At 68.8% G+C, this 9,442-nt stretch carries 18 protein-coding genes; 1 reads left to right on the forward strand and 17 read right to left on the reverse strand.

Translation table 11 applies throughout. From position 1 onward, the window contains the following. Nucleotides 1–137: 137 nt before the first annotated feature. The 4 genes from DEJ19_RS18670 to DEJ19_RS18685 all read right to left on the reverse strand — a co-directional run bounded on the left by DEJ19_RS18670 (nucleotide 138) and on the right by DEJ19_RS18685 (nucleotide 3,168). The gene (locus DEJ19_RS18670; protein ID WP_111232270.1) at nucleotides 138–1,115 is read right to left on the reverse strand and encodes a hypothetical protein; all 978 of its coding nucleotides are present in this window, start codon (nucleotides 1,113–1,115) and stop codon (nucleotides 138–140) included. A 32-nt stretch (nucleotides 1,116–1,147) separates the two neighbouring features. Further along, the gene (locus DEJ19_RS18675) at nucleotides 1,148–1,603 is read right to left on the reverse strand and encodes a DUF6283 family protein (protein ID WP_258377325.1); all 456 of its coding nucleotides are present in this window, start codon (nucleotides 1,601–1,603) and stop codon (nucleotides 1,148–1,150) included. Continuing rightward, the gene (locus DEJ19_RS18680) at nucleotides 1,600–2,079 is read right to left on the reverse strand and encodes a helix-turn-helix domain-containing protein (protein ID WP_111232269.1); all 480 of its coding nucleotides are present in this window, start codon (nucleotides 2,077–2,079) and stop codon (nucleotides 1,600–1,602) included. Before DEJ19_RS18680 ends, DEJ19_RS18675 begins: the two co-directional genes overlap by 4 nt. Before the next feature lie 90 nt (nucleotides 2,080–2,169). Next, nucleotides 2,170–3,168 carry a SprT-like domain-containing protein gene (locus DEJ19_RS18685; RefSeq protein WP_111232268.1) on the reverse strand — a complete coding sequence of 333 codons (999 nt, stop codon included), beginning with the start codon at nucleotides 3,166–3,168 and terminating at the stop codon, nucleotides 2,170–2,172. Between DEJ19_RS18685 and DEJ19_RS18690 the strand changes: the two genes are divergently transcribed. Then, nucleotides 3,167–3,679, forward strand: a complete 513-nt coding sequence (locus DEJ19_RS18690) for a hypothetical protein (protein ID WP_111232267.1) — start codon at nucleotides 3,167–3,169, stop codon at nucleotides 3,677–3,679. The genes DEJ19_RS18685 and DEJ19_RS18690 overlap by 2 nt on opposite strands. A gap of 11 nt (nucleotides 3,680–3,690) precedes the next feature. Here DEJ19_RS18690 and DEJ19_RS18695 read toward each other — a convergent pair whose 3' ends face one another. The 13 genes from DEJ19_RS18695 to DEJ19_RS18755 form a co-directional block, all read right to left on the reverse strand. Next, nucleotides 3,691–4,044 (reverse strand): hypothetical protein, encoded by a 354-nt coding sequence (locus tag DEJ19_RS18695; protein ID WP_111232266.1) that lies wholly within the window; start codon nucleotides 4,042–4,044, stop codon nucleotides 3,691–3,693. A 7-nt stretch (nucleotides 4,045–4,051) separates the two neighbouring features. Then, nucleotides 4,052–4,627 carry an MT-A70 family methyltransferase gene (locus DEJ19_RS18700; protein ID WP_111232265.1) on the reverse strand — a complete coding sequence of 192 codons (576 nt, stop codon included), beginning with the start codon at nucleotides 4,625–4,627 and terminating at the stop codon, nucleotides 4,052–4,054. Continuing rightward, nucleotides 4,624–4,920, reverse strand: a complete 297-nt coding sequence (locus DEJ19_RS18705; protein ID WP_111232264.1) for a hypothetical protein — start codon at nucleotides 4,918–4,920, stop codon at nucleotides 4,624–4,626. Before DEJ19_RS18705 ends, DEJ19_RS18700 begins: the two co-directional genes overlap by 4 nt. A gap of 8 nt (nucleotides 4,921–4,928) precedes the next feature. Beyond that, nucleotides 4,929–5,300, reverse strand: coding sequence for a hypothetical protein (locus DEJ19_RS18710; protein ID WP_111232263.1), 372 nt, complete (start codon nucleotides 5,298–5,300; stop codon nucleotides 4,929–4,931). After that, nucleotides 5,297–5,512, reverse strand: coding sequence for a hypothetical protein (locus tag DEJ19_RS18715; RefSeq protein WP_111232262.1), 216 nt, complete (start codon nucleotides 5,510–5,512; stop codon nucleotides 5,297–5,299). Before DEJ19_RS18715 ends, DEJ19_RS18710 begins: the two co-directional genes overlap by 4 nt. A gap of 7 nt (nucleotides 5,513–5,519) precedes the next feature. Then, nucleotides 5,520–5,921, reverse strand: a complete 402-nt coding sequence (locus DEJ19_RS18720; protein WP_111232261.1) for a hypothetical protein — start codon at nucleotides 5,919–5,921, stop codon at nucleotides 5,520–5,522. A gap of 76 nt (nucleotides 5,922–5,997) precedes the next feature. Then, nucleotides 5,998–7,380 carry a hypothetical protein gene (locus DEJ19_RS18725; RefSeq protein ID WP_181441451.1) on the reverse strand — a complete coding sequence of 461 codons (1,383 nt, stop codon included), beginning with the start codon at nucleotides 7,378–7,380 and terminating at the stop codon, nucleotides 5,998–6,000. A 55-nt stretch (nucleotides 7,381–7,435) separates the two neighbouring features. Next, the gene (locus DEJ19_RS18730; RefSeq protein WP_146250560.1) at nucleotides 7,436–7,726 is read right to left on the reverse strand and encodes a hypothetical protein; all 291 of its coding nucleotides are present in this window, start codon (nucleotides 7,724–7,726) and stop codon (nucleotides 7,436–7,438) included. Nucleotides 7,727–7,764: 38 nt separating this feature from the next. Next, on the reverse strand, nucleotides 7,765–8,052 hold the full coding sequence (locus tag DEJ19_RS18735) for a hypothetical protein (protein ID WP_111232259.1): 288 nt from the start codon (nucleotides 8,050–8,052) through the stop codon (nucleotides 7,765–7,767). Next, on the reverse strand, nucleotides 8,049–8,717 hold the full coding sequence (locus tag DEJ19_RS18740) for a helix-turn-helix domain-containing protein (RefSeq protein ID WP_220035272.1): 669 nt from the start codon (nucleotides 8,715–8,717) through the stop codon (nucleotides 8,049–8,051). The genes DEJ19_RS18735 and DEJ19_RS18740 overlap by 4 nt, the downstream gene beginning before the upstream one ends. Beyond that, nucleotides 8,714–8,869, reverse strand: a complete 156-nt coding sequence (locus tag DEJ19_RS18745) for a hypothetical protein (protein ID WP_181441450.1) — start codon at nucleotides 8,867–8,869, stop codon at nucleotides 8,714–8,716. The genes DEJ19_RS18740 and DEJ19_RS18745 overlap by 4 nt, the downstream gene beginning before the upstream one ends. A gap of 21 nt (nucleotides 8,870–8,890) precedes the next feature. Further along, nucleotides 8,891–9,205 carry a hypothetical protein gene (locus tag DEJ19_RS18750; RefSeq protein WP_111232258.1) on the reverse strand — a complete coding sequence of 105 codons (315 nt, stop codon included), beginning with the start codon at nucleotides 9,203–9,205 and terminating at the stop codon, nucleotides 8,891–8,893. Continuing rightward, nucleotides 9,202–9,438 carry a hypothetical protein gene (locus DEJ19_RS18755; protein ID WP_111232257.1) on the reverse strand — a complete coding sequence of 79 codons (237 nt, stop codon included), beginning with the start codon at nucleotides 9,436–9,438 and terminating at the stop codon, nucleotides 9,202–9,204. Before DEJ19_RS18755 ends, DEJ19_RS18750 begins: the two co-directional genes overlap by 4 nt. Nucleotides 9,439–9,442 lie beyond the last annotated feature (4 nt).

Raw genomic sequence — 9,442 nt, forward strand, 5'->3', positions numbered from 1 at the left:
GAGGAGGTGTCCGGTCGTACCGGCAAACCATCGCAGCCGGGACGGCGCCGTGCCGGTGTCACCCTCGCGGAATAGCAGCGGCCGGTACTCCGGGAAGAACCCGTCGGTCAGAAGGTCAGCGGTGGTCACAGTGAGCCCTATGCGCGGACGGCGACTTGTGCCAGGTGCTCTGTGGCCTTCTCGAACGCCCGGCCCGGCCAGTCCTGCCCGCAGGCGCAGAACACGCCGGTCTCGTATCCGGCGGGTCCTTCCGTCCACTGGCGGTGCTGCGCGAGTCGTGCGGCGACCTCCGGCCACGGGTGCAGGTGCTTCCCGACGGTCCGGATGTCCCGCTCGAGGTCGTCGATGCGTCGGAGGTAGACGCCTCCCTGCCATCGAGGTTCCTGGTTCGTGACAGCGATGTCGTACTTCGTGACGAGCTCCCCGACGGCGATGCCGAGGTCGAGGGCGTCGTTGAGGTAGCAGTCCATGTCGAAGTCGTCCGGCGCGGCCTCGGAGGGCACCGGCCCGGTTGGTCCGGTCAGCGACGCGACCTGCGCGTTCAGTCGTGCGTTCTCCGCGCGGAGTTCCCGCATCTCCTCCTCGAGCTGCTCCTCGGTCGCGGCGCGGGTCGAGTCGGCGTACCGGCGCATCTTCTCTGCCTGCCGGGCATGCGACTCGAGTTGCCGGAGCGCTCTCCGCTGGTTGCTGATACGTCGGTGTTCCGGGGTGTCGTCGGCGGGGATGAACTCCTGCGTCGGGGCGGGGTTCCCGCCGGTTTTCCAGACGCGGTCCCGCTGCTCGGACTGGTACTCGGTCGCCTGCGCGATGGTCACCGCCCAGAGGTCCGGGTCGTCGTCGGTGCGGTGCCGCAGCTCCGCGAGGAGCGCGTCGAAGAGGTCCGCGGGGATGACGACTTCGTCGTCCTGAGCGCGGGTTGGGCGTCGCTCGCCCAGCTTCGGCGGGGGAAGGTAACCGGCCTCGGTGACGGCGCGAGCCATGTCGAGGAACGCTTCCGAGGACGACGCCGGGTACTTCGTGATGTCGGAGTTGGGCTTGGCCTTCGCGCACGTCTCGGTGAGGATGCCGTGGAGGGCGATGACGGCGTCGTGGTGCGGGAACCGGCGGGAGGTCATGCCGACCCTATGCCGCGCCTGGAGCGGCGGCGCTACTGCTCGACTTCGCCGGTGAGCGGGTCGACCTTGGTGATGGGGTCTCCGCGGAGGGCGCGGACCTTGGTGACCTTGTCGATGACGTTCGCTGCGTGTTCGCCGGGGTAGAGCAGTTCTCGTTTGCCGTGTTCGGCGGCCGCAGCGCCGGACGGGAACAGCGGCACGGTGGTGGTGTACTCGGCGGCTTCCGGCGCGACGGTGCCGTTGCTGATGCCGACGCGGACGGCGAGAAGGTCCTCGGGGTGTCCGGAGTGGGCGAGCCACCCGGAGCACAGCTCGTTCTGGTTCCCCTGGTGGCAGCCGAACGGGACGAACGACTGCTCGTACGTCTCCCCGTCGTAGCGGGTGAGCTTGTCGTATTCGTCAGCAGCCCACACCCCGGACGGTACGTCGCACCGGTACGGGCATGACGCGCATGGCCGCGGGCGGGGCTTCATGGGCTGGTCGGTCATGCGTCCACTCGCCGGTACGCCTTCTGCGCCTCGTGTGCGGCACGGTGCACCACCTCGAACTCGGCGGCGAGTTCCCGGCCGGCGTCGGTGATGGCGAAGTTGAACTTCTTGTCGTCGCCGGGGATATCGGTCTTGGTGATGAGGCCCGTGAGGACGAGCTCGTCGATGGCGGTGCGCTGCTCGTCGCCGTTGTAGAGCACGAAGCTGACGAGCGGCTTGCTCTGCTGCGCGAGACGGCGGAGGGTGGACTGCTTCGCGTGGACGATGTTCTCCTGGTGCTGCTTCGCATTCACCGAGTCGATGGCGCGCTGCAGGGTGGCAGCTGCGGCCTTCACCTCGGCGGTGATGTCGCCGATCTCGGGGTCGTCCTGCGGGAAATCGCCGAGCCGGTCGAGGACCTGCGTGGTCTTCTCCGTCGCGGTGCGCAGCGGGTAGAGCAGGTCGTTGACGTCGATGGCGATGCGGTCGGTGAACATCAGCAGGGGTCCTTCCTCAGGGTTCCAGGCTACGGCCCGGCTACGTCACCCCTATGCGCGGACGTTCACCGGTTCTGTGCGACCACCGCCCTAGGCGACCTTCCGGACGAGCGACTTCGGCGCGGTGAGGATGCCGGCGTTGTTGTCGAGGCGGATGCGCCACGACTGCCCGGCCTCACCAGCCTCACGTTCGATGGTGCCGGTGACGCCGTTGTACTTCGAGCGAGGCTTCACGATGATGACCTTGTCATCGGGCTCGATGGTGGCGCCGACCTGCACGTCCACCTTCGGCTGGAACGCGCCGGGTGCGCGGAAGATGTGCTTGTACGGCATGCGGATGCCCTCACCGGTGACGTCGCGGATGATGACCGCGGTCTTGTCGCCGCCGCGGCGCTTCGACGGCTGCACCTCGATGAGCAGGCCGGTGAACTGCTTGTACAGCTCCGCGGGGCGGACGTGCTCGCCGACGAGAATGGCGCCGTCCGTGCGCAGCCCGGTCCGCTTCGACGCTGCGATGGCCTTCTTCAGCAGCGCGTCCCGTTCGGTCTCCTTCGCGGACTTGCCGTCGCCGTTCACCCGGGCGAGTTCGACGAGTCGCGCAGCGAAGAGGCGCTCGGACCGCTGATCCCAGATGTGCGCACGGGTGTTCTTCTTCTCGATGAAGATGCCCTCGTGGCTGCCGATTCGGACGCGTTCACCGGCGAGGAACTCCCCCTCGGTGCGGTCCTGCATCGCCTCCACCTGCGAGAGAGCTTTCGCGACGGCCTCGTCCCGCTTCGCTGCGTGCGCCGGGTTGTGGCCGGTGGTCCCGCCCTTGTAGCCGAGGCTGGCGGCGACGGACTTCCATACCGGGCCGTGCTTCGCGGCTGAGCCTGCGACGACGTGCGCAATCTCGTGGAGGACGACCTGTTCGACCGCGTACTCGTCAGCGGACTCAACGAACGCCGGCGACATGGTGATGGTCTTCGTCCGGTAGTGGCAGGCGCCGAGCCGCTGCTGCGCCCGGTCGAACTCGAACGTGTACCCCTTGTGACTGATGTGCTTCTCGATGAGCGTTTCAGCGAGGGTGCGTGCTGCGGTGAGGTCCATGGTGTTCGACGTCCAGTCTGCCGGTTCGGTGCGGTGCTGCTGGACCTATGCGCGGACTCTGCCGGAGCCGGTGCGACTGTCTGCGGTGCGGGAGAGGATGCACGTCATGACCGATGGACAGGGCGACGAGGGGCTGGCGGGGATGCGAGCTGAGCTACGAGAGATGAATCGGCGCATCAACGAGCAGCCGCAGGTGTTCACCGAGGTGAAGGACCGGGACCTGGTCACGTTGATGGACCAGTTCGCCGGTTCACTTGAGTTCCATTCGATGCTCGTTGCAGCGCAGCTCATGCGAGAGGTGTCACGCCGGAATCTCTGGGACGCGGTCGTGGAACGACGCGCCGCGCTGCTCGCCCGGGCCGTTGAATCAGCGGACCCGGAGAAGCTCCGCCAGCAGGCGAAGGCGTCGTTGGACCGCTTCCGCGACGAGCATTTCCCGGTGGACCCGGACCTGTTCGACGAGCCGGACGGACCGGCCGCGGAAGCCTGGAACAGCTACATCCAGTTCTGACCCGGTCAGGACTACTTCCGCAGGTGCCGGCGGACGGCAGCGACGCCCAGCGCCACGGCGGGTGTGACCTTCTCGATGAGGTCCGGGACCTTCTCCGCGGCGGCCTTCACGTCCTCGACGGACGGCAGCGTCATCTCTTCCAGCAGCCACGCCGGCTTCGCCGCGGGGTCAGCTGCGGCAGGGATCTGCTCAGCGGCGCCTCGCGCGACCTCCACCAGGGTGCGGAGGTCGGCGGAGACGACACCGCCCCTCCAGGTGAGGAACGGATCGTCGTCGAGGGTCCGGCGGTACTCGGTGATCCCGGCGAGAAGTGCGTCACGTTCCGCGCGGACGGAGGCGAGCTGACGGGCGGTGGTGTCGGTCATGCCGGCCCTATGCCGCCGCTGTTGCCGGTGGTGCCTGGTTACCCCAGGCATCCCATCCGTCTCGGCCTCGCCGTGCGAACATCTCGAGCTTGCGGGCGTTCGGGTACATCCGCTCAAGCGCTTCGTGGACGTCGTCGGGTTTCCTGCTGTGCTCCTGCCGGGGCGCGAGAACGACTTGCCGAACCGCTTCGTCGTGAAGTGGCAGCGGTCGGCCCTTGCGAACGCGTGAGGCGGCGAGGACGAACTCTGTCGTCGGTTTCACCGTTGACGGCCGCACCCCCTGCGCTCCGACCGGTGTTCCGTCTCGTCGCGTCTTCACCCACACGAACGCGACCCCGCGGAACGTGAGCCCCCACGAGGTGAGGCACTCCATGGCGAAGTCCAGCCGCGGCCCAGTTGCCCACATGAACAGCAGCCCGCGAGGGGAAAGCCGGTCCGTGATGCCGGTGAACTGGAGCAGCTCCTCGTCGGGCATCGTGTCGTAGTGCTTCGCCGCTGCCGCCGGCTTCGTCTGTGACCCGTGGTACGACCAGGGCGGGTCGGCGAGGATGACGTCGTAGCGCCCGTAGTCGGCGTACGTCATGCGGCTGCTCGTGCGTCGGCGCGGAGGATGTCTCGACCACGCTCAGTGGGCTTGACCTCGAGGAGCTGACTGCCGGGCGTGCGTGCGGGCGCCTCGTAGACGAGGCCTCGGCCGAGGAGGACTCGCATCGCGTGGCTGCGAACGACTTCGGGGAACACCGTCGGGGCGGGGTTGGGGACCGCGTCGGACCATTCGGCGATGCGGTGGGTGAACTCCCGGGGGATGTAGAACACACGGTGTTCAGCGGCGAGGGTGAGGATACGGTGCTGGTAGTCGCTGATCGTCGTCGTCATGCTGGTGGCTATGCGTCGGACGGCTCGGCGGCGGCTCGCTCCGCGAAGTAGGTTTGCCACTCGGCCCAGGTGCGGCCGTTGACGGTGATGTCGTCTACGTGCTGGCGGGCCATGGCGAGTGCTTCCTCGCGGGTGTCCCAGCGGTACTGATGCTGCTGGAACCGTTGCGGCCACCCCCAGTTGCCGGCGCGGGAGAGCTGGTTGCTTTCCCCGCCGTTCATGACCGCCCATCCGCCCTGTCCGTTCTCACGTCGGGGTCCGCGGAAGGTGACATCGACGGTGAAGTGCCGGAGGTCGTGGTACGCGTCCTCATCGGCGAACGGGTCGGCACCGGCAGGGAACACCTTCGTGCCGGACAGGATCTCGACGTGCTCGGTCATCGCGTGCCCTCGAGTTCAGTGAGGCGAGCGGTGAGGTGGGCGATGAGCTGCTCGGATGCGTCGATGCGGATGGCGGCGGCTTCGAGGGCGTTGGCTGCGTGGTGTCGCGCGAGGCCCTTGTCGGTGCGGACCTCGTTGGCGACGCGGCGGAGGTCCTTCGGTGCGGTGAGGGAGCGGGTCAGCCAGTCGATGTGGAGCGCGGGGATGGGCATGGTCGTCCTATGCGGGCTGGACGATGCGTGCGATGCGCAGCGGGACTCGGTGGCGGTGGGACACCTCGACGCTGTTCCGTGACGGTTTCCACCGGGTCAGCCCTGCGGCGCGTGCTTCGACGGCTGCGGGGTCGTCGGTGAGGTGGTTCTCGAACTCGACGAGCATCTCCTGGCACTGCGCGGGTGTGTACGTGCCGTCGCCCCAGCCGGTGCCGACGAGGTTCGCCGGACCGCGGATGTTGTTCTGCCAGTCGATGACCGTGTACCAGAGCGTGTTGCGTCGGAACGGCGCTTTCCGGGTCAGGGCGGTGAAGTGTTCGGAGCTGGCGATGACGTCCCAGAGGAACCGGTCGTCCGCGAACTTCACCCGGTCGCCGACGGACGGGCGGGGTGCTGTGGTGTCGGTCATACCGGTGCACATGCGGCGGGCCCGACGCAGCAGGAACTACTCCCTGCTGCGTCGGGCCCGTTGCGGTGTTGCCTGCTTACTCGGTGGTGGCCGGTCCCCGCGCCTCGAGCTCGGACAGCTCGTCGATGGCGTCGTACAGCGCCGTCTGAGCGGCGTCGGCCACTGCACGGGCGGCTTCGAACTTCTTCTCGGCGTTGAACGCGTCGTCGCTTGCGGCGATGGCCGTCTTCTGGGCCTCGGTGTAGGTGTTCTTCGCTGCCGTGGCGGCGCTGACGGCCTTCACCTCGGCGGTCTTCGCCAGAGCGAGGACCTTGTCCGCTGCGGGTACCGCGGCGACGGCGGCCGTGTAGGCCTTCTTCGCCTTGTCAGCGGCGGACTTCGCCGATGATGCAGTCGAGGTTGCCTTCTTCAGTGCGGCCTGCGCGGAGGTGTTCGCCTTCACCGTGGAGCGGTACGACGACAGTGCGCGGCTGGCCGATGTGCGAGCAGCGGCCTTGGCGCTGTGGGACGCGTGACGGTTCTTGAGCAGCTTGTCGTAGCGGCTCTTCGCCTTCGTGTAGGACGACTTCGCCTTCGACTGGGCGGATGCGGCCTTGGAAGCCTTCGACTTCGCGGTGGTCACGGCCTTCGCGGCTGCTGCGGACTTGGCGTTCGCAGCGTCCGAGGCCTTCTTCGTGCTGGCGACCTTCGCGTGTGCGGTCGCGGCGGTTGCGGCTGCTGCGGTGGTGGTCGAGTGGGCGGCCGCAGCGTCGCGGGCTGCCGCGTTGCTGTCGGCGAGCGCTGACGATGCGTCGAACGCTGCGTCCGACGCCTTCGAGTCAGCGTCGGCGGAAGCAGCGGCCGCAGCCTCTGCCTGTGCCTCTGCGGCGTCCGCCGCGACCTGCGAGTCGGCGACCTTCGCCTGCGCGGCCGCGAGCTCCGCTTCGTACGCCGGGTCGCCAGCGCCCGGGGTCTCGGTGCCCGGCGTCTCCGTGCCGGGGGTCTCGGTGCCCGGCGTCTCCGTGCCGGGGGTCTCCGTGCCCGGGGTCTCCGTGCCGGTGCCCGGGGTCTCCGTACCCGGCGTCTCCGTGCCCGGGGTCTCCGTGCCGGTGCCCGGGGTCTCCGTGCCGGTGCCCGGGGTCTCCGTGCCGGGCGTCTCCGTGCCGGTGCCGGGGGTCTCCGTGCCCGGGGTCTCGGTACCCGGCGTCTCGGTGCCGGTGCCCGGGGTCTCGGTGCCCGGCGTCTCGGTGCCGGTGCCCGGGGTCTCGGTGCCGGGGGTCTCCGTGCCGGTGCCCGGGGTCTCGGTGCCGGTGGTGGGGGTCGTGCCGCTGGTGCCGGTGTCCTGGCTGGAGGCGGGAGGGGTGTCGAGCTCCGCGGCGTTGGCGGTGCTGATGCCGGCGCCGGTGAGGACGGCGGCGAGGGTGAGGGTGGCGACGCCGTTGCGGATGGTCCTGCCGCGGCTCGTTTTGTTGTTTGACATGCTGGTGATATATGCGGCGGAGGGCCGTTTCTTGCGATCTGCCGTGTCGGACTGGTCAGTCGGCGTCGAGGCGGTTCGTCCGCTGGTGCTCAGCTAGGAGCGCGGCGCCTGCGTCGGTAGGGACGGCCTTCTCAACGCCCTTCCACCACCACTGCACGTCGACGAGCCCGAGGTCGATGAGCGCCTGCATCGTCTTGCTGTTGACGGGGACTCCCGCTGCGAGGTCCGGCTTGCCGTTCGTCACCGACTTCGGCAGGCGGACCATGTCGCCCTTCATTGGTCGGAACACCTGGCCTGCCGAGACACGGCGGAGCAGCTTCCACTGGGCCGGCGTCGGCTGCTGCACGCCCCCGGGCAGGATGGCTTCAGCGAGTGCGGACGCGTTTACCGCAGGACGTCCACCCCGTCCTCGTGGCGGAGCGCCTCGGCCCAGATGTGTTCCGTGAGCGACTGGTCGAGGTGGTCGATGACCGTCCCCGAGGTCAGCAGCTTCACGAGGGCAGCCGCCGGCGCAGGAACATCTCGTGCCACCCGATCGCCCGACGCCGTCATGAGAGTCGCCCACTGCTCGCCCCGGTAGTCGTCGGTGCTCGCGGTGAACGGTGCCCCTGCACCACTGCGGAGGGTTCGCAGACGTTGCCGTGCGGCGATGACGCGGCTGAGGGTGGTCATGCGATGTGGCCTCCAGCTGCATCAAGGCGCGCCTTTCCGTCCCGGATCTGTCGCCCGACGAACGTGCCTGGGTACGCCCCGCCGTGTCGGTGAGCTGCGACGACTCGAGCGACGGCCGTGCGGACCCGGTACTCGACCTCATCCTGCGCGGTCTTGAGCGGGACCGTTGCAGCCGCGTCATCCGCTGGTGCCTCGTCGTCGGAGACGGCGGTGGTGATGCGCGCCCCGACCGCCATCGCGTATCGCTGGATGATGCTCTGCGTCGGGTCAGCGTCATACGCCTCGAACGCGGTGACCGTCGTGGTGCTGACACCCATGCGGTCTGCGACCGTCTCGACGGTGAGTCCGCGCTTGATGCGGAGTGCGATGAGCGCTCGGAGGGTGGACTCCGTCGAGCTGATGAGGGCGTCGGCGCGGCGGTCGAGGTCGGAGTCAAGCGTCTGTCCGGCACGGTGCATGGCGTTGACCATGTGCTGCTCGACCGAGGCGAGGCCGCGGGCGTAGCCGGCGTCCCAGGGGTCGCCGGCGGACTTGCCCGGTTCAGGTGCGCGGATGTGCGCACTGGCGGCTTCGATGCCGGCGATGGCGTGGCGGATGGCGTCGTGGTCGCCGGCGCGGAGCCGGTCGAGGATGTCGGCGATGGCGGGTGCGTGCTGCGTGGTCATCGGAAGCCTTCCTGAATGGCGTCGTCGAGGTGCTGGCGGCAGTAGACGACGTAGTTGTACGGGTTCGCTGCGACCTGCTGCTGTTCCGCGTATGTGAGGACGCGGACGGGTTCACCGCAGGTCTGGCAGTCGAGTGTCGGGTCGTCGTGCATGAGGTTCCTCATCGTGGGCGGTCAGATGCCGAGTCGTTCGCGGACGGTCAGCGCCGAGGTGTGGATGACCTGAGCGGTGGGGTTCTCTCCGATGAGACGGTGCAACAGGCTCGGGCCGTTTCCACTGGCGAGGATGGCGCGGCGGCGTTCCTGCGGGTTGTTGCCGATCGGGCTGATGGCGGCGGTCACACGGTCGATGCGCGTCTGGTGCGCCTCGGTCGGGGCGCGACCCTGGGCGTAGCCGGCCAAGGTGCGTTCGCCGCATCCGACTGCACGGGCGACCTGTCTGCGGCTGAGGCCGGACAGGTTGATGAGGTGCTGCACCTGCGTCGTCACATCGTCACCAGTGTGACGATGACGCCGACGATGACGACACCGGCGAGGATGCTGAGACCGGTCATCTCGCGGCGAAGGTCAGCCTGCTGCTGCGGTGACGGCTTTGCGCCGGCCTCGATGGCCCGCTGCACGAGCCAGGCCTTCCGTGCTTCGGAGACGGGCTTTGAAGGTGTGCCGAGGGACTGCGCCTGCGCGCGGAGCCACGCCAGGCGACGGGGGTCGGTGCTGTCCATGCTG

It is taken from the genome of Curtobacterium sp. MCSS17_016 (genome assembly GCF_003234255.2).
Classification (GTDB): Bacteria; Actinomycetota; Actinomycetes; order Actinomycetales; family Microbacteriaceae; genus Curtobacterium; species Curtobacterium flaccumfaciens.